This is a genomic window from Streptomyces sp. M-16, from assembly GCF_052114405.1.
Taxonomy (GTDB): domain Bacteria; phylum Actinomycetota; class Actinomycetes; order Streptomycetales; family Streptomycetaceae; genus Streptomyces.
Genome location: NZ_JBFRER010000019.1, coordinates 51,740 through 69,572, shown reverse-complemented (window position 1 = coordinate 69,572; position 17,833 = coordinate 51,740). Strand labels below are relative to the sequence as shown.

14 protein-coding genes and 1 pseudogene are annotated in these 17,833 nt (G+C 70.0%); 7 read left to right on the top strand and 8 right to left on the bottom strand.

Translation table 11 applies throughout. The features are described 5' to 3' along the window. Positions 1-1,072: 1,072 nt before the first annotated feature. The gene (locus AB4039_RS11705; protein WP_442270654.1) at positions 1,073-2,827 is read left to right on the top strand and encodes an amidase domain-containing protein; all 1,755 of its coding nucleotides are present in this window, start codon (positions 1,073-1,075) and stop codon (positions 2,825-2,827) included. Between the two features lie 113 nt (positions 2,828-2,940). On the opposite strand, the gene AB4039_RS11700 is transcribed toward AB4039_RS11705, so the two are convergent. After that, complete coding sequence (locus AB4039_RS11700; protein WP_266847020.1) at positions 2,941-4,143, bottom strand: alpha/beta hydrolase; 1,203 nt, start codon at positions 4,141-4,143, stop codon at positions 2,941-2,943. On the opposite strand from AB4039_RS11700, the gene AB4039_RS11695 reads away from it, so the two are divergent. Then, positions 4,142-4,603: a hypothetical protein gene (locus AB4039_RS11695; RefSeq protein ID WP_442270653.1), complete on the top strand. Its 462-nt coding sequence runs from the start codon at positions 4,142-4,144 to the stop codon at positions 4,601-4,603. The genes AB4039_RS11700 and AB4039_RS11695 overlap by 2 nt on opposite strands. Here AB4039_RS11695 and AB4039_RS11690 read toward each other — a convergent pair. The 3 genes and pseudogenes from AB4039_RS11690 to AB4039_RS11680 all read right to left on the bottom strand — a co-directional run bounded on the left by AB4039_RS11690 (position 4,600) and on the right by AB4039_RS11680 (position 8,109). Continuing rightward, positions 4,600-5,522 (bottom strand): annotated as a pseudogene (locus AB4039_RS11690) (IS5 family transposase). The gene AB4039_RS11695 and the pseudogene AB4039_RS11690 sit on opposite strands and share 4 nt — an antisense overlap. A 92-nt stretch (positions 5,523-5,614) precedes the next feature. After that, the gene (locus AB4039_RS11685; protein ID WP_266847022.1) at positions 5,615-6,412 is read right to left on the bottom strand and encodes a maleylpyruvate isomerase family mycothiol-dependent enzyme; all 798 of its coding nucleotides are present in this window, start codon (positions 6,410-6,412) and stop codon (positions 5,615-5,617) included. Positions 6,413-6,969: 557 nt separating this feature from the next. Further along, a complete protein-coding gene (locus tag AB4039_RS11680) occupies positions 6,970-8,109 on the bottom strand; it encodes a PucR family transcriptional regulator (RefSeq protein WP_266847023.1) in 1,140 nt (379 codons plus the stop codon). An 86-nt stretch (positions 8,110-8,195) separates the two neighbouring features. On the opposite strand from AB4039_RS11680, the gene AB4039_RS11675 reads away from it, so the two are divergent. The 3 genes from AB4039_RS11675 (at position 8,196) to AB4039_RS11665 (ending at position 11,177) form a co-directional block, all read left to right on the top strand. Then, positions 8,196-9,251 carry a ferredoxin reductase gene (locus AB4039_RS11675; RefSeq protein ID WP_266847025.1) on the top strand — a complete coding sequence of 352 codons (1,056 nt, stop codon included), beginning with the start codon at positions 8,196-8,198 and terminating at the stop codon, positions 9,249-9,251. A 7-nt stretch (positions 9,252-9,258) separates the two neighbouring features. Next, positions 9,259-10,377: an acyl-CoA desaturase gene (locus tag AB4039_RS11670; RefSeq protein ID WP_266847027.1), complete on the top strand. Its 1,119-nt coding sequence runs from the start codon at positions 9,259-9,261 to the stop codon at positions 10,375-10,377. A 200-nt stretch (positions 10,378-10,577) separates the two neighbouring features. Beyond that, positions 10,578-11,177, top strand: a complete 600-nt coding sequence (locus AB4039_RS11665) for a hypothetical protein (protein ID WP_266847029.1) — start codon at positions 10,578-10,580, stop codon at positions 11,175-11,177. A gap of 180 nt (positions 11,178-11,357) precedes the next feature. Here the strand turns inward: AB4039_RS11665 and AB4039_RS11660 are convergent, their stop codons facing one another. Together AB4039_RS11660 and AB4039_RS11655 are read right to left on the bottom strand one after the other, a co-directional pair. After that, the gene (locus AB4039_RS11660) at positions 11,358-11,705 is read right to left on the bottom strand and encodes a nuclear transport factor 2 family protein (protein WP_442270652.1); all 348 of its coding nucleotides are present in this window, start codon (positions 11,703-11,705) and stop codon (positions 11,358-11,360) included. Next, a complete protein-coding gene (locus AB4039_RS11655) occupies positions 11,702-12,298 on the bottom strand; it encodes a TetR/AcrR family transcriptional regulator (RefSeq protein ID WP_266847033.1) in 597 nt (198 codons plus the stop codon). The genes AB4039_RS11660 and AB4039_RS11655 overlap by 4 nt, the downstream gene beginning before the upstream one ends. An 804-nt stretch (positions 12,299-13,102) precedes the next feature. On the opposite strand from AB4039_RS11655, the gene AB4039_RS11650 reads away from it, so the two are divergent. Further along, positions 13,103-13,444 carry a hypothetical protein gene (locus AB4039_RS11650; protein ID WP_442270651.1) on the top strand — a complete coding sequence of 114 codons (342 nt, stop codon included), beginning with the start codon at positions 13,103-13,105 and terminating at the stop codon, positions 13,442-13,444. A gap of 8 nt (positions 13,445-13,452) precedes the next feature. Next, the gene (locus AB4039_RS11645; RefSeq protein WP_442270650.1) at positions 13,453-14,274 is read left to right on the top strand and encodes a DUF6042 family protein; all 822 of its coding nucleotides are present in this window, start codon (positions 13,453-13,455) and stop codon (positions 14,272-14,274) included. Positions 14,275-14,658: 384 nt separating this feature from the next. Here AB4039_RS11645 and AB4039_RS11640 read toward each other — a convergent pair whose 3' ends face one another. Both AB4039_RS11640 and AB4039_RS11635 read right to left on the bottom strand, forming a co-directional pair. After that, positions 14,659-16,095 carry a hypothetical protein gene (locus tag AB4039_RS11640; RefSeq protein WP_442270649.1) on the bottom strand — a complete coding sequence of 479 codons (1,437 nt, stop codon included), beginning with the start codon at positions 16,093-16,095 and terminating at the stop codon, positions 14,659-14,661. A 769-nt stretch (positions 16,096-16,864) separates the two neighbouring features. Continuing rightward, a complete protein-coding gene (locus tag AB4039_RS11635; RefSeq protein ID WP_266847037.1) occupies positions 16,865-17,809 on the bottom strand; it encodes a LysR substrate-binding domain-containing protein in 945 nt (314 codons plus the stop codon). Between the last annotated feature and the right edge of the window lie 24 nt (positions 17,810-17,833).

Below are 17,833 nucleotides of genomic sequence, written 5' to 3'. Positions count from 1 at the left end.
TCCGGGCCCGGGGGTGATCCAGAGGTTCGCGGTGGCACGGAGGCGCCTGGCCTCATGCGGCCGGGTCGGCCGCGGGGGTGCGCCGCGTCAGCGCAGGGTGGTCGCCTCGTCCTGGCGGGTTGCCGAGGAAGCACCTGCCCCGCAGGGGATTCGGCGTTCAACCCCGACGGCGGCGGGGACGACCTCTTCGCCCACTTCTGCGAAATTCGGCCGACGGTGCGGCAGGAGGAGCGGCCCGACGAGGTGTCGGCGTCAGGCCTCAGCCATGGAGAGACGCCACAGCCATCCCATCGCGAGGCCCCTGTCTGTAACCGATGCCACCGACGGAGCCGTCCGTACGGACTTCGTGAAGGTCGAGGTCGAACAGCCCGCGGAGGGGCTGGTTGCGATCGCCCGGCCCGGCGGCCGGTCTTCACCCGCCCGCGTCGTGCGGACGCACCGCCTCGGCGGGCGGAAGCGGCGGACGCCCCGGACGAGCAGTCGGGTGACCGCGTCGAGCCGGTCCATCGCCATGGTGCGACTTCTCGCCGGCCGTGGATGCAGTGGAGCCGTATTGGTCTCTGGCAGGCATGCGATGTGCGTTTCGTTGACTGCTCACCCCCCTGTCGGACGGGAAGCCCTGCGTACGGGTTCCCCGGCCGGTCGACGTGTCCACCGATCGGGATGAGGCTCCGCCCCGTCGCCGGTGAACCGAACACGCAGTCGAGGTTGGGGTGTTCCTCAAAACCGCTCATGGGGGATTTCGTGGACATGGACATCAAGACGTACTACGTGCGGCAGAGCGCGGGAGGTGCAGACTCGGCCGCCGCGAAGGCACTGCAGAACCTCCGCAAGTCTCTTGATTCGAGCGACACGGCAGCCGACGGACACCACGGCTGGGCCTCCGCTCCGCGGCGTTGAAGCGGTGTGCGACCGCGTGGGAGGACCACATGGTCGACCTGGGGAAGCAGATGAACACCATGGCCGACAACCTCCACACCACGGCCAACGCCTACGACACCACGGACGCCCAGGCGAGGGACGCCTTCGGGAGGCTCCAGCACGGCCCGCCGATTTCGGGAGGAACTGACCCGTGGTCGCCTATCACGACCTGTACGACTGCCGCGTGGACCAGTGGCAGAAGACCGCGGACGACTGGGTCGACCTCGCCCGGCGCTCCTCCTCCGCCTGCGAGGACATCCGCGCGCAGGGCAAGAAACCACTCGACGACCACTGGGCCGACGCCACCGGCAAGCAGGCCGGCAAACGCCTGGAGGACCTCGCCGACCGCCTGGAGTCCGGCGGCGACATCATGAAGGGCGTCGCCATGGTCCTCGACGCCCTCGCCCACACCATGGGCTGCGCACAACGCACCCTCTCCCACGCCATCGAGCTGGCGAACGAGAACGGGCTGGGCATCCAGGACGGCCGCGCGGTGGGCGCGTACACGGGCGCCGCACCGGTCGGCCCGAACGTCCCGCAGAACGTGCGCGACGCCTACACCCAGGAACAGGGACACATAGCCACGGTCAATACGCTGATCGACGAAGCCCTGCGCGAGGCTTCCCAGGCGGACGCGAAAGCCTCCGCCGAACTGGACGAGCTGGCGAAGACCATCAACGTCTCCGACACCTCACAGGCGCACAATGAGATCCTGGTCGAGGCGTCCCACATCGAATTCGACATCCTCAGGGCGGACATCCCGGTCGGGAAGGATCCCCGACTCGTCCGCGCCTGGTGGGACGGCCTGACGCCGCAGCAGCAGAAGGACCTCATGCGGGCCGATCCTGTGACCCTCGCCGACTTGGGGGGTCTGGCGCCCGAGGTCGAGCGCGAGCTCCGCGGACCCGACGGAAAGATCGACCGGGTCGAGATGGTGCGGTACGCACTCGACCACTGGAACAAGAAGGACGACCTGGACTACGGGGACGTCGGCAACTGCACCAACTTCGTGTCCTCCAGCCTGGAAGCCGGAGGCGTGAAGAAGAAGATCTCCCCCTGGACGGGGCTGATGGGCGACGACACTTGGGGCCGCCAGAGCGGGACCGGGTGGGACTGGTTCGACCAGAACGCCTACCACTCCGATTCCTGGGCGCGCGCCAAGGGGCTGCAGAACTTCCTGCTGCGGCACGGCAGTAAAGAGGTGCCGAGGACGGAGGCACGGCCCGGCGACATCGTCTTCTACGAGCAGGTGGCGCCCCGGCACGGAAACCGCCCCTGGCGAGTCCCACCACGCCGCCGTCGTCACCTCGGTCTCCCCCGACGGGGACATCAAGCTCACCCAGCACACCAGCTCCTTCCAGAACGTGAGCCTGGACAGCCGGGAGCACATCGCGAACAGGAACGGGGGCGAGCAGCGCATCCGCATCGTCCGCCCGGAACCGGATTGGTACTGATGGCCGCCACCTCACCCTCCCCATCCTCGTCCCCCGCTACGAGCGGCCACCCCGCAAGCCGACGCGCCGTCACCCTCGGCACCGTGACGGCGGCAGGCATGGTGCCGCTCCTGATCGTGACCGGGGTGGCAACCTCCCTGCACACGCAGGAGATCCAGCACGAGTGGGCCGACCGGCAGCGGGAAGCCTGCCGGCACCTGCCCTTCCCGATGACGGAGTACGCCGCAGGCTGGGCCGGAGTGGCCCTCGGCGTGGCGGCCGTGGCGGTGTGCGTGCTCCTCGCGAGGCGACTGCGCGGCCGGTACGGCCTCCGACTCGGACAGACCCGGCCCGGGCTGCTCGCCGGCACCACCGTGTGGTTCTGCGTCCTGGCCATCCCGATGGAGCTGATCCAGCTCTGGGTCGTGTACTCGGCCGCCGCGGCGGGAATCAACCTCGGCGACGGATGTTAGCCCGCCGCTCCGTCCGGGACCCATGGGTCCCGGACCCACCTCGCTCCTGCAGGACATCCTTGTTGCCGACCAGTGCAGAATCCGCTTCGCCACGGGTGCCGGCCCCTGGGTGCTCAGGGGAGGAACGTCACTGCCGGGAAGGCAGGGGACGGCCCATCGAGTAGGTGCCCCCGATGGTGGCGCAGGTGCTCGTCGAAGAACGCGAGCGGGTACGCCTGCTGGATCTTCACCGCCTGGTCGGGATCGAGGGTGCCGATCACGTCCTGGAGCTGCTGTCCGCTCCACCCGTACAGCTTCGCCACCTGGGGGAACAGCGCCTCGTTGTCGCCGTACGAGATGTGGACGGCGCCCTGGGCCTCGATGTTCAGCCGCCATCCGCGCAGGTGCGACCAGAAGGCTGCGGCCTCGGGAGTCGTGGCCCGGGTGAACGCGGCGGACATCATCATGAAGGGCCGGTCCAAGTCGCCGGCCAGTGGCGGGTTCATCTGCATCGGGCCGTCGAGGCTGAGCCCGGCCCGGATGCGCTCGTCCGCGAGCGTGGCGCAGGCGGTGGCCGTCCCGCCCTTCGACCAGCCGAACGCGCCCATGCGCCGCGGGTCGAGGGAGCCGAGCAGCCCGACCGGCAGCTCCCTGTGGTCGACGTCAGGATTGCGCCCGGCGGCGAGCTGCTCGACGCAGTCGAGGACGAAGCGCAGGTCGGCGGCGAAGTCCCCCGGCAGCGTCGGTGCCGGCCTGTCGCGGAGCGGGACGGCGAGCCTGCCGTCGGGGAACTCGGTGTAAGTGTCGTACTGGTGAGCTATCGTCACGGCCGCGTATCCGTGACTGGCGAGCTCTTGGACCATGACGGTGTGGTCGCCCTGGTGGCTGTGCGCGCCGTGGGAGAACACGACGACGGGCAGCCGTCGGTCCGTTCGCCGCACCGGAGCACCCACGTGGCCGGCGGTGAGCGGCCCCAGTGGCGCCAGATCGCTGAACCCGACGTCGGCGAGGAACGCCTGGAATGCGCCGGCCGGCATCCAGGGCGCCACCGGGTACCGCGCGACGTCACGGGCGGGGTACCAGACGGTGGCCATCAGCTCGCGGAAGTGCCCTGGGCCCGCGATGTCGTCCGGACGCGACTGGTCGACGAGGTGCAGCTGGACCGTGCCGACCGGATACGGCCCGGTCGGCACGGGCAGCGTGAGCCGCGCCGCAACCGGATCAGCGGCGACCGGGGCGGGGGCGGCCGGGGCGGCCCACGCGCGGCCGCCACCGGCGGCAAGCGGCACGGCGGTCCCGGCGGCCAGCGCGGCTCCCAGCATGCTGCGGCGCGTCATGCTCTTCCGGCTGATGAACGGCGTAGTGATCAAGAGCCCTCCCCCTGTCGTCAACCGTGCCGCAACGGCCATTCCGTGGGCACAGGGCGACCCTGTCACGTACCCCTCTCGCGCAACATCAGCCCACGGGCTTACGCCCCTGGGCCAATACGGTCAGCGCGGTCCGGCCGACCTGCTCGCGAAGTGGGGGGCTGCGTACACCGCGATCGACGAGGACGACGACATGCTGCCGTCCTTCGGAGCAGGCACCGTGACGCTACGCTTCCCGGCCGATCCGGATCACGCGTCCGTGTACTTTCCGCAGGTAGGCGGCACGTTTGCGGATCGACCAGCGGGTGAAGGGCTGGCCGAGCTTGGCCGGGCGGGTGGCGGCGGTCTGGATGATGCAGTCCTCATCATCGCTCAGCAGGCAGGGACGGCCTCCCGCCCGCTGAGGGTCCGGCAGGCCAAGCCCATCTAGGCAGTGTCTGATGGCTCTTTGACGAGATCTCGGAGCCAGATCACGATGGCTGCGGTGGCCACGGTGCCGTGGAAGATGTAGTCGCGTTTGTCGTACCGAGTCGCGACGGCCCGGTGTTGCTTCAGTTTGCCGATGCACCCTTCGACGGTGTTGCGTTGGCGGTACTGCTCGCGGTCGAAGGCTGGCGGGCGGCCGCCGGCCCGGCCGCGTCGGCGGCGGTTGGCACGCTGGTCGTCCGGCTGGGCGATCGTCGCTTTGATCCCGCGTTTACGCAGGTAGACGCGGTTGGCGCGGCTGGAGTACGCCTTGTCGCCGCGGGCGCGGTCCGGTCGGGTCCGGGGGCGCCCGGGCCCGGTGCGGGCCACGTTCAGGGCTTGCATGAGCGGGATGAACATCGGACTGTCTCCGCGCTGGCCGGGCGAGGTCAGCCAGACCAGGGGGCGGCAGCGGTCGTCGGCCAGCAGGTGGACCTTGCTGGTCAGCCCGCCCCGGGAGCGTCCCAGGGCCTCACGCCCATCTTCGTCCACACGTGCGCCGCCCCCTTTTCGGGGTGGTCGCCGGGAGAGCGGTGCCGGGCCCCGGCCGCGTGCTGGTGGGCCCGGCAGGTGGTCGAGTCGGCGTTGACCGCCCACGCGCCGTCGGCGTCCTTCGCCGAGTCGTCGGCACCGGCCTGCAAGGCGCGCAGGATCCTCGACCAGGTGCCGTCGGCCGACCAGCGGCGGTGACGCTCGTACACGCTCTGCCAGGTTCCGTAGCGTTCGGGCAGGTCACGTCAGGGAATGCCGGTCCGTGTCCGGTAGAGCACACCGTTGATCACGGTGCGGTGGTCAGCCCACCGTCCACCTGGCCCGCCGGTTTCCGGCAGCAGCGGGGCTATGCGCTCCCACTGAGCATTCGTCAGTTCATGCCCACGCACCATGACGGGCTCTTGCCCCGAAGGGCGGTAGATCCACCAGCCGGGCAAGAGCCATCAGACACTGCCTAGGCGCGGCCAACCGCCCCCGCTACGTCCTACACCTCCGGCTCCCAGGCGCGGAGCAGGTCGAGCAGCCCGGCGTCTCCTTCGACGTGCAAGGATGCGGCCGGGATGCGGTCGTACAAGTAGATGACCAACTCACTGGCCGTGCCATGGATGGAGACGCCGGCTGCGTCCGAGTCCTCGCCGGTCGCGGCAGTGGGCGCGGGGATGCGGGTGGAACGTGCGCCGTCGCCGTCGACCGTGAGGCGCCAGGAGCGGCCCTCGGCGGCGTGGAAATCGAAGGCCGCGGGCTTGTGCGGCCAGGCGCTGGGCGACGCGACGCAGGTGAACAGGAACTCCTCGACACCGTCGAGGGCGACCTCGGCCGGCAGCGGCTGCGGGGCGCCCGCGGCGAGCCGTGCGTCGTAGGTGTGCACCGCGCTCTCCTGGACCCGGTGCCGGGCGACTCCGCCAGAGGTCCGCGGCGTCTGCAGGCCACTCCACCACGCCCAGCAGCCGGCGTCCGGGCCCGCCTCGCGCAGGGCGTTCAGCAGAAGCTGCGTCGACGCGGCCAGCCAGGCCAGCAGGGCCTCACGCTCCTGCGGCACTTCCAGAGCGGCGCGCGCGGCGGCGGCTTCGGCCGGGGGACCGTCGGCAGGCCCCGCGCCGACGATGGCGGCCCAGAAACGGTCTCCCCCACCCAGGTGCTTCACCAGATCGGACAGCGTCCACCCGGGGCAGGTCGGCACCGGTGCGTCGAGACTGGGCGCGGCGGCGATCGCGGTGCGGAAGGCGGTCGACCGTTCATCGATCAGTCGCAGCAGGTCAGGGAACTCAAGATTCTTTTCCACGCCGAATGTCTATCACCGTGCTCCGGGGATCGAACAGTGGTTTTCACAGTCGTCGCCGGTTGGCCCTTGCGGTCGTCGTCCTCGCCCCCACCCCTCGGGTGCCAGGCTGCGCACTACTGCGAGGACGCTGGTGGTGGCGGTACGCCCGGCGTCGTGCCTGGGGGTGCTCCGGCCTCGCCGCGCGGCCGGTCACCTCGGCGACGTGACGTCCACCCGTGCGCACGGTCATGCTGCCGTGCGATGTGGTGGACACGGAGGAGTAGACGCGCGCCAGCCGGTCCTCGGGGATCTCCTGACATCGATGTCTAGGTCGTAGTGGCCTGTGAACGCGACCGCCTCCGGGTGGAGCGGGACCGCCCCTCACCGGGGGCGACGTGCCGCCGGACCCTACGGGGACGGGCGACTCCGGCCTTCGCGGCACGCGCAACCAAGTGGGGAATCGAGAGCGGGCCTGGCCGTTTTCGCTTTCGCTTTCGCTTTGGCAGATCCTCATCAGCAATCCCCGAAGCTGCCACCGCCCTGCTCGCGGACGCGGTCGTGGACGGTCGAAGAAGGCGTCAGCTGACCCGGAGACCGACCGCGAGCGTCAGTTCAAGGACCCGGTGCGGCGACTCGAGATCCGGAAACAGCTCCCGCAGCTGCGACATCCGGTACCGGACGGTCTGGGGATGGACGAACAACGCCGCCGCCACCTCGTTCCGCCTGCCATGGTGCAGGAGCCACGCCCGCAACGTCTCCTCCAGCCGCATCGCGGTCGCGGCAGGCAAAATCTGCAGCGGTGCGAGGGCTCGGGCACGCAGGTCTGCGAACGCCTCCATGTCGGCGCTCAGCACCAGCTCGGGCAGGTGGTCCTCGGTGTCGCGAACATCAGAGGAGAGGGAGCGCGCGCGGACGGCTCGTGCGTACGAGGCGGACGCACGAGTCCATGGCCGGGCCGGGCCGACCACGGCGGTGCGGTCGGTCAGCTGCCTCAAGAGGTGTGACCGGTCGGCATCGGGGACGAGCAGCACGCCGAGGGCGTCCGGCAGATCGTCGAGGACGAGGGTGCTCGGGTCGAGCGCGCGGTAGGCGGGCCGGGCCTGGGCGGCGGGCAGCAGGACCGCGGTCAGTGAAACCGGAGGCTGCCACCCGGCCCGTTGGACAGAGGCCCGCAGCACGTCCGGGCTCGCGTCGGCGAGGAGGTCGCGGACCAGTTGTTCCAGGTGGCGCTCATGAGCCCGGCCCTGGGCGGCCAGTTCGTCGGCGTGGCCCGCGGCGCTCGCGGCGGAGAGCTCGTCGATGTAGGCGAAGGTCAGCTCGGCGAACTTGGCGACCTCGGCGGCGGGCAGACCTGCGGGTACGGCGCCCGCGGCCAGGCATCGCCAGGCCACGCGGGCGCCGACGCGGTAGGCACTGAGGAGGGCGTCCATCGAACGGCCGTCCCGCACCTCGCCGCGGCCCAGCTCGTAGGCAGCGTCACCGGCATCGCCGCCCGTGGCGTTGCCGCTCGCGAGGTTCAGGTAGTGCCCCAGTGCGGTGCGGACGGCTCGGCGGATGGTGCCGCCCATGCGGCCCGACAGGGCGTTGGCGTATGGAGGGACCTCGTCGATGATCGCCTGGACGATCTCGTCGGCGGTGGTCTTCAGCGCGGCCCGAAGTACGGTGACCGTCGTCTCATCCAGGGCCAGTTCGGTGGCCCTCCGGACTGCATGGCTCATGTTTTGTTCCCTGCGGACAATCCAGCCGATCATTTTCACGTCCTGCGGACAGGACTTTACGCCCTGAGGCGCATCAAGCTGGGGTCATGACGAGTGCAGCCCTCCGCAGTAGGGCGTGGAAACTGCTGGAGATGGTCACGACGCCACTGCTGCCGTCGGACTACCTCGACCTGGTCAGCCCGCTGCGTGCGGGCGCTGACCTGCGGGGGCGCATCGAGGCCGTGCACCCCGAGACGGGTGACGCCGCGACCCTCGTGATCAGGCCGGGACGGGGCTGGCGCGGTCACACAGCCGGTCAGTACGTGCGGATCGGGGTCGACGTCGACGGGGTGCGCCTGTGGCGTGCCTACTCGGTCACCTCGCCGACAAACCGCCAGGACGGCCGCATCACGATCACCGTGAAGGCGATCCCGGACGGCAAGGTCAGCAATCACCTGGTCCGCAGGGCGAAACCGGGCACGCTGATCCAGCTCGACCAGGCGACCGGTGACTTCGTGCTGCCGGATGCCAGGCCCTCCAAGGTGCTCTACCTGACGGCCGGCAGCGGCATCACGCCGGTGATGGGCATGCTGCGCGAGACCGAGCTCGACGACGTCGTCATGGTCCACTCCGCGCCACAGCCGCAGGACGTCATCTTCCGCAATGATCTGCACGACCTGGTCGCGGACAAGAAGCTGCGTCTCACCGAGCTGCACACCGACACGGACGGCATCCTCGACATCGCCCGTCTCGACGAACTCGTGCCCGACTGGGCCGAGCGCGAGACGTGGGCTTGCGGGCCCGCGGGCCTGCTCGACGCCGCCGAAGATCAGTGGACCGAGCGCGGCGTCCGAGAGCGCCTGCACACCGAACGCTTCCGCCCCTCCATCGTCGTCGCAGGCGACGGCGGCGAGGTCACGTTCAGCACCACCGGCAAGACCGTCGACGCGGACGGCGCCACGCCGCTGCTGGACGTCGGCGAGGAGGCCGGCGTACTCATGCCGTCCGGGTGCCGCATGGGCATCTGCTTCGGCTGCGTCACGCCGCTCAAGACGGGCGCCGTCCGCGACCTGCGCACCGGTGAGATCACCGAAGCCGAGCCGGGCGTCCTCATCCAGACCTGCGTGTCCGCCGCGGCGGGCCCCTGCGACATCGAACGGTAGGAGCACCTTGACCGCCATCGACCCCACCGCCCACCTGACCGCGGAGCAGATCGAGGAGCTCGGCCGCGAGCTGGACGCGATCCGCGACGAGGTGATCGCCAGCCGTGGCGAGAAGGACGCCGCCTACATCCGCAAGGTCATCGCGGCGCAGCGCAAGCTCGAGCTGGTCAGCAGGGGCGTGCTGCTGTTCTCGATCTTCCCGCCCGCGTGGCTGATCGGCACCGCCGGTCTGTCCGTGGCGAAGATCATGGACAACATGGAGATCGGCCACAACATCCTGCACGGCCAGTGGGACTGGATGCGGGACCCGAAGATCCACTCCACCACCTGGGACTGGGATCACGTCTCGCCGGCCGAGCAGTGGAAGCACTCGCACAACGAGCTGCACCACACGTACACCAACGTGATCGGCAAGGACAACGACCTCGGCTACGGCATCATGCGCGTCGACGAGGACCAGAAGTGGCACCCGTTCCACCTCGGCCAGCCGCTGTGGAACTTCATCAACGCCTGCTTCTTCGAATACGGCATCGCAGCGTACGACCTGGAACTCGGCAAGAACCTGAACAAGCGCCGCCGCAAGACCCCGGAGTTCCGCGCGCGGGCCAGGGCCGTGGGCCGCAAGATCCGCAAGCAGGTGCTCAAGGACTACGTGATCCACCCGCTGCTGTCGGGCCCGTCGTTCCTCACCACGCTGGCGGCCACGTTCACCGCGAACCTGGTCCGCAACCTCTGGACCCACTCGGTGATCATGTGCGGGCACTTCCCCGAGGGCGTGCAGGTCTTCGAGCGCCGGTCGATCAAGGGCGAAACGCGCGGCCAGTGGTACCTGCGCCAGATGATGGGCTCGGCGAACATCAGCGGCAGCAAGGCCATGCACTTCATGACCGGCAACCTGTCGCACCAGATCGAGCACCACCTGTTCCCTGACCTGCCGAGCAACCGGTACGCCGAGGTCGCGGTGAAGGTGCGCGCGTTGTTCGAGAAGTACGAGCTGGAGTACGTCACCGGGCCGCTGCCCAAGCAGGTGTTCTCCGCGTGGCACAAGGTCTTCCGGCTCTCGCTGCCGAACAAGAAGCCCAAGGTCAAGATGCCGGACCGCGAGCAGGAACTCGTCGCGGCCTGATTCCCGGTAAGGGTTCAGATCGTTCGTCCGGACCGGCGTCGGTATGGAATCGATGAGATGCACCGGCCGGAGGCGTGTGCTGAGCTTGAAGTGTGCCCGACGAGTCCACGTGAACCCTGGAGTCAGGGGCTCGCCGAGAAGCCGGTCGGGACCGAAACCATCTGGTCGATGCAGGCCAGCGGGGCTCATATTCTGTCGCTGTGTCCGCAGCCCGAAACATCGATTCCTGGCAGCAGGTGGAGTCCCGACAGGACTTCGCCGCCTACCTTCGCAGGCTGGCCGCCGACTGCGAGCAGGCATGCAGCGACCCGGATCCGTACTCACCTACAGCTGAGCACTGGACCCACGGAAGCATCAACAACTTCCTGTGGGGATGGGTCCGCCTGCTGGGAAGCAGGATCGACGGCACCGACCTGCTGCACGAACAGGCCCCCGGCCGGCCCGGCTGGCAGGGGCTGGCCTACCAACTCGACACCGTCCGCACGACCCCACCGGGGTTCAACTGTGTGCTCGCCGACGCCGGCACCGCACCAAACGAGGTCGACACCGTACGCGATCTGCGGATGTATGCGGCGACCCTGGCCACCGACTTCGCCCGAGACCAACGCGAGCGCCGAGCGCAGATCAGCCGCGGCGAACGGGCCGGCCACGGAGGTGGCTGGGCCCACAGCACCCCCTATGACTGGCTCGGCGCCTGGGCTGCCTGGGTGGGCGCCAACTCTCCGCTTCATGCGCAACTCGAACCGGTCACCTGGCGATCAGTAGCCCTGCAGCTCTCGGCAGCCAAGATCTACGAGTGACCCCGGCGGACCAGATCATCCGGGACGCCGAGCGAGGCACTGCAATAGGTGTGCACCACGACATCGCGAACTGGATGCCATGGCTGCGCAGTGCCCGGCCACCGAAGTGGCGGTGCACGGTGACCTCGCCGAGCGGCGCCAGCCGGTCGGCGACGGGCTCGGCGAGGCTGTGGGATCCGCTTACGCGGGGAGGAAGAACCCGGTGATGTCAGCGAGCCGGCCGTCGCGGTGGAGGGCGGTGCTCACGCCCTCCATGACGGGTTCGTCCTGCTCGCCGAGCTGGGTCCACCGTGCGAGCGACCGGTCGTGGTGCTCGACCACCTGGTCGATACGGAACCGGTGACCGGGGAAGGCTCCGGCGAATCCGGCCATGTAGGCGGCCAGCTCGGTCAGCCCGCCCACCTCCGTGCCCGGGTCCCGATAGGCGACGCCTTCGACCGCGACCGCGCCGAGTGCGGCAAGCCGCTCGCCGGGGTCGGCCGACCAGCACGCGGCGTAGTTCGTCCAGATCTGCTGTGAGTCGCTCATCGCTGTCCTTCTCTGTCGGAGCCGATCGACGCCATTGCGCCATCGGTGATGGTGTGCAGTTTCGTGACGGGGGCGCCGGCCCGGACCAGCACCAGTAGGCCCTGGTAGAGCGCCAGCAGCCGGGCTGCCGACACCTCGACGTCCAGATCCGCCGACAGCAGGCCAAGAGCGCGGGCGCGCGTCAGCGCATCGGCGAAGCCGGACTCGATCGTCTCCAGCCCTCGGTGCACTCCCGCGGCGGCCTGCGGAACGGTGAAGGACTCCACCGCGGTGTTGGTGAGGAGACATCCCGGATCGGGATCGGGGCCGGTCTCGAACGTCGAGGTGAAGAACGACCGGATGCCCGCCACAGGGTCCGGCGGTTCCAGGAGATGAACCCGGACGCGGCCCTGCACCACCTGGTCGTTGTAGGCGTCCAGTGCGGCGCAGAACAGGCCCTCCTTGCTCTCAAAGACCCGGTACAGGCTGCCCGGATGCAGCCCGGTCGCCTCCTCGATGTCCCGCACCGAGGCCCCCAGGTAGCCGCGGCTGCGGAACAGTCGCATGGCGCGGGCCAGTACGTCCGCCTGATCCCAGAGCTGCTTGCGGCCCATCCGACACCCCCGTAGTTGAACGATCGCTCACAAAAATAGCACGTCGGTACGGCTGGTCCGTCCCGTCGCTCCCACCGCCGCGGTAGCGCAGGACGGCCTCTTCGGCCAGAAGCACGAACCGGTGGTTGCCTTCGTAGAGGACACGGGAGCGGTCCGGGCGGGCACTCGCGGCATCGGCGGCGTCGTTGGGGGTGCCCTGGAAGGTGCTGAGGGCCGACAGCAGCGCGGTCGCGTACGGGTGCGTCTGCAGAAAAGGCCGGGGACGACCTTGGGCGACGAGGTGGTGCCGGCTGGCTCGGAGCCGCCACCTCCCAGACGGTGGCGCGGCGGCATGGAGAAGCGTCCCGCCCCGCGGGCGGGCGCCGGGCAAGCCCTTCGTGCCGTGAGGATTGCTTTTCCGGGCCCGTGACCGGTCGGCGGGCCGCGTGTGACCGATCCATCTCCTGCCATCGGTCACACAGCACGTCAGCGCCGTGACCGACCCGTGCAACTCCCGAAGGAATCGGGCGGCCATCGACAGGCGACTGTCTCGCAGCGGAGCTCGGGCATGCCGTGGCCGACGCCGACACCCAGGCTGCCGAGCGGGGTGCTCGCGACCGTGCTGCGGCAGAGGAGCGCGCCGACTTGGACGAGGGCGCCGCAGCGAGGCCGCTGCGGCGGACGCCGGGCTGCACGCAGATTCGGCCGCTCGGAATCCGAAGCTCGCCTCTTGCCTCCTTCAGGCCGAGGGCCCGTTCGGCACCTGAGGGTGGGATTCGCCCGGATCTCGCCCTCGAGTGCCTTTGCAACCGCCAGGATGTCCGCATGTTGAAGAGACGCAGCCCAGGCACGCAGCCCGTGATCGTCGAGCCCGAAGCCCTCGGGGGCGGCCCGTCTCTGTACGACCTCGGCTTGTACGGGAAAGCCAGCCAGTGGCTCCCGGACCTCGACGACGACGTCAGCGTCGACGACTTCGTCACGCAGCTCCGACGCGGGGCCTTCGGCGAGGCGAACAGCGAGGCCGATCTCGGTGTCGGGCTCGCTCGCCTTGCAGACGCCGGCCTGATTGACCTCGACGACCACGAGGATGGCCCGCTCGCCCATCTCCTGGCCGAGCGGATCAAGAACCTCCCGCCGTACTACCCGCCTTCCCCGCAGCTTTCATAAGGAGACCCATGTCTGTCGACCAGGACACGAGTCAGGACAGTGGCGACGGCTACCTGTCCATGCACAACGGCTGGTTCCCTAGTGGATGGCCGAGCTACCTGCCCCGGCACCAGGCGATGGTGCTCTGCATGCTCTTCGGCACGGCTGCGGTCCGCGGACTGCGGGGCAGCCTGGATGAGGTCGTCCAGCAGCTCTTCAACGGCGAGCCCGGCGCCTTCTTCGGCCGGCACGGAGGCACTCTCGATTCCCCCGTCGTGTGGATGGACGACGACGAACTGGATTATCTGGAGACCGACGAGGAGAAGGACCAGTTCTGCGCAGATGCCGCGGAGCACCAAGCCAGGTGCGAGGGACTGCTCCGCGATGCCGGTGTGGAGGTCCCGAGGACCATCCGTGAGCTCGCGGACACCATGCTCGCGCTCGGCATCGCCACAGTGCAGGACGGCGTGTGGTCCATGCAGGACCCCCTCCCCGGCCCCGAGGCGGTCCTCGACCTGACGGACGCCGAGCGGGACGAGATCGCCGACACGCGTCGCATCTGGGAACGCGGCCCGGCTGAGAGCGCTCTGCTCAACCACCTCACGGACGACCTGGGCCAGCCGGACGAAGTCTTCACGTCTGTCGGCAGGCTGGCCGCGGCGTCGAAGGTCAGTGAGGACGACGTCCGCTACGCGCTCGGACAGATGCTCCAGGAGAACGAGGCCCGGCTCGAACGCGGCACCCCCCGCTCGCAGGTGAACCTCGATGACCTGAAGAACCACGAACGGTTCCACCTCGTGGTGGACTGGCAGCACTTCAACGACAACCGCATCATCGTCAGGCGGGGCTGACCCCGTGGCTGGGGCGGGCCCGGACAAGGCCCGCCTCCGCAAACCCCTCAGTGGGACCTCGCCGTCGACGAGAACGAGCGCCGGGCCCTCCTCGGCCTGGCGAGTACCGGCCCCACCACCACCGTCATCTACGAACCCGCCCCGTAGCGCCCGGCGCCCGCCTGCGCCTGCCCCGCGCAGGCGCGGGTTCACCCGGCCCCGGCTCGCCGCACGACCACTCGTCCCACCAGGCAGGGGTCACGTCCGTTCCGGACGTCAGCTCTCGCACGGAGGCGAACCACACTCCGGTGCAGGGTCGCCCGGGCCGCCGGCCCGTCACTGAGGGGGCGGTCCGGGTCGGCGGGCGCGCGATCGGCGCAGGGTCCGGGGCGACGGTGGCCGGGGTCAGCGGAGGGGACGGAGCGCGACGAGCACGTTCTGGTTCTGGTCGCGGGTGACGAAGAGGCCCGAGCGGGCCACGGAGGTGTGCTGCGGGATCTCGACCCCGGGGCCGAGCACCTTGGCGTCGCCGGTCGCCGTCTTCAGGTCGAGCAGGGCGGCCACCTGGTCGGACCTGTCGCCGATGACCGTGCCGTAGGCGACGCCGTCGTCGGCGATGGCACCCACCGCGATCGTCTTGCGGTTGCCGTCACCCTGCAGGCAGACGCCCTGCTTGCGCTCCAGGTCGAAGGCGACGGGGCCGGCGGCAAGGAAGCGGCCCGAGGGCGAGGTGACGACCTGGTAGGCACGGGAGTTGCCCTGGGAGGTGACGGTGGGGAAGTCGTCGTAGGCGCACTCCATCCGGGCGAGCGGGGCGCCCGAGCCGACCTCGTGCACGGACCACACGGCCGGCCCCTGCGAACCGTTCTTCTCGGCGCCGTGCCATTGTGCGAGGAAGCGGCCGCCGGCCACGCCGTAGACGTCGCCGTTCCAGGAGTCGGAGAAGCCGAAGGAGTACGTCGGCGCCGCGCCCTGCGGCAGGACGGAGTCGCTGAACCAGGCGCCCGGGGCGCCGAAGCCGTGACCGAGGCCGACCAGCGGGCCCTTCGGGCTCACTGCGACCACCCGGCTCCAGCCGCATTCCAGGGACTTGCCCTCGCACTGCTTCAGCAGACCGGCGGAAAGCCCGTACGGTGTCACCTTGCCGCTGATCAGGTCGACGGTGGTCCCCCACCTCGGGTAGCGGCCGTGGTCGCCGTAGGCGACCAGGACCCGGCCGCCGTCGGCGCTCACCCGCCAGCCGTCGTTGTCCGCCTTCACCTCCACCGGCACGTCGATCTCCCGCAGCGGCTTGCGGCCGGTGGCCTGGCCGTCGGCGGCATCGAACACGGCGAGGCGGACCACCTCGGTGCCCGCGTGCAGGTCGTCCTTGCCCACCTTGCCGTGCGCGGACACGACAACGAACTTGCGGCCGTCCTGCTCGACGCCGAGCACGGTGGGGATGTCCTTCTTCTCCGCGTACTCCAGCGGCAGTGGCGGGTTCCAGACCGCCGAGGTCCACAGGACCTTTCCGGTATCGGCGGCCCTGGTCCGCACGGCGAAGCCGCCGGCCTCGCCCACCGTCAGCACTGCCACGGCCTCGCCACCGGCACCGGCACCGGCACCGGGCAGGACCGCCACGGGCGGGTCCGCGTGCTCCGGGACCCAGGGCAGGGACTCGTCCCAGCCCTTGGCACCGTCGTAGGCCGGCGGCACGGCCAGCTTGGCCGGTGCCTTCGCGTCCCCGCTCGCCGTGCCGCCGGGACGGCTCGTGTCGTTCGGGCTCGGCGCGTTGCTGCAGCCGGCCAGCAATGCGGCCGTCAGCACGGCGCCCAGGGCGACCGTCACTTTCGTCGCGCGCATGGGTACTCCCCCTCGCAAGAATGATCAAAGAGCGCCGAGACTAACAAAGTGACGCACAGTCAAACCTCACGCGGGGTAGCAGCAGGCGGCCTTCCAGAGGCAGCCGCTCATGGTTCGACGGTCTCGCGGGACCATCCCAGCGTGCGCGCGGACGACGATCAGCCGACCGCCGCAGCCAGCCAGCCCCGCGCCGAAGAGCGGGACGTCGCCCGCGGTCACGTCCAGGCACAACCGCTTGAAAAGGGTCGAAGCCTGCACGGCCGAACATCTGGCGCTTGAGCATCTTGGTCCGGTTGACGTGGCCTTCGACGACTCCGGAGTTCCAGGGGGTTTACTGCCCAACGGCGAGGCGCCGCCGTAACCACTGCCGTGGTCCGCCGGCACCCATGCCTCATGGGGCCGGGCTCACTCGCAGGTGTCGAGCATGACGTTCAGCTGATCACGCTCGGCCGCGGTGGCGTTCAGCTGGTACACGTGCTTGATGTGGGTCCCGCCCGGGAGTACGTGCACCAATAGGCGCGCTGGGAGGGGGGCTCCACTGGTCCGGGACTGATCGCCCTTCGACCGGTTCGACGCAGCGGACACCGCGATCAGCTGCGGGTTCCCGAGGTCGTTCGCGACGCCTTGCGGGCGTGGCCGGCGATCCGTACGTGGTCGAACCGGTAGCGGTTGCCGTCCGCGTCCCGCAGCGTCCAGCCCTTTCGCAGTCGGGCTGTCGGGGCGAGGAAAGAAGCGCGTGGATGGCGCGGCCAGGGGTTGAGTACGCCGGTCAGGCCAGTGCGGTCATGTGGTCGGGGTGGTGGGTGGCGACGTCGTGGGCGGCTTGGACGAAGGCGGCGACGGCTGCGGATCGCGAGGTCTCCGGCCAGGCGACCATGACCGCGCTGGGGCTGAGGCCGGTGACCGGCCGGTATGCGATGTCCGGGCGCTGGTGCCGCTCGGTGGTGGAGCGTGACAGGAACGCCACCGCCTGGCCCAGCGCGACCACCTCCAGGAGTTGCTCGACGCTGGCCACGAGCGGCCCCTCAGGCGTGTCGGCCGGCGCCAAGCCTGCGTGCCCATCGCCTGCCTCTGCTCCGTCGCATCCTGTGTAGTAGGCGGTGTTGGAGGGGGCGGCCCCTTTCCAGCGCGGGATCGGTTCGCCCTTGAGGTCGGTCAGTCGCAGTCGTCGGCGTCCGGCCAGGCGGTGCGCGGCGGGGAGAACGGCCAGTCGCGGCTCGACCACGAGCGTCTGGGAATCCAGCCCTTGACCGTCGAACGGGCTGCGCAGCAGCGCTACGTCGGCACGGCCGTCCCGCAGCATGGCGATCGGCTCTCCGCTGCCGCCGACGACGACTTCAGGCGGCGGCAGATGCGCACCCGTTCCCCGGTAGGCGGCGAGGATCTCCCGCAGCAGCCCGGCGTCGCCTCCCGGTTTGACCGCCACGACGAGCTGGGGTGTCGGCTGACCGGCCCGGCGTGCTCGCCGGGCCGCCGCGTGCACCGCGTCGACCGCGATCCGGGCCTGGTCGAGCAGCACCTGACCCGCGTTGGTCAGCGTCACCTGCCGGGTGGTGCGCTCCAGCAGGCGTACCCCGAGCCGTGACTCCATCTGAGCGATCGCCTTCGACAGCGGGGGCTGCGCCATCCCCAGGCGTTGTGCGGCCCGGCTGAAGTTCAGTTCCTCGGCGACCGCGATGAAGTACCTCAGCTCCCGCACCTCCAGCTCACTCATATCTGTGGACTATAGATCCAGAGT

Coding starts and splice junctions, on each gene's coding strand:
- AB4039_RS11680 (WP_266847023.1), bottom strand. CDS start 8,109: ATGAGCCATGCAGTCCGGAGGGCCACCGAACTGGCCCTGGATGAGACG.
- AB4039_RS11645 (WP_442270650.1), top strand. CDS start 13,453: ATGTCTGTCGACCAGGACACGAGTCAGGACAGTGGCGACGGCTACCTG.
- AB4039_RS11700 (WP_266847020.1), bottom strand. CDS start 4,143: ATGACGCGCCGCAGCATGCTGGGAGCCGCGCTGGCCGCCGGGACCGCC.
- AB4039_RS11640 (WP_442270649.1), bottom strand. CDS start 16,095: ATGCGCGCGACGAAAGTGACGGTCGCCCTGGGCGCCGTGCTGACGGCC.
- AB4039_RS11650 (WP_442270651.1), top strand. CDS start 13,103: ATGTTGAAGAGACGCAGCCCAGGCACGCAGCCCGTGATCGTCGAGCCC.
- AB4039_RS11655 (WP_266847033.1), bottom strand. CDS start 12,298: ATGGGCCGCAAGCAGCTCTGGGATCAGGCGGACGTACTGGCCCGCGCC.
- AB4039_RS11675 (WP_266847025.1), top strand. CDS start 8,196: ATGACGAGTGCAGCCCTCCGCAGTAGGGCGTGGAAACTGCTGGAGATG.
- AB4039_RS11660 (WP_442270652.1), bottom strand. CDS start 11,705: ATGAGCGACTCACAGCAGATCTGGACGAACTACGCCGCGTGCTGGTCG.
- AB4039_RS11635 (WP_266847037.1), bottom strand. CDS start 17,809: ATGAGTGAGCTGGAGGTGCGGGAGCTGAGGTACTTCATCGCGGTCGCC.
- AB4039_RS11695 (WP_442270653.1), top strand. CDS start 4,142: ATGCTCTTCCGGCTGATGAACGGCGTAGTGATCAAGAGCCCTCCCCCT.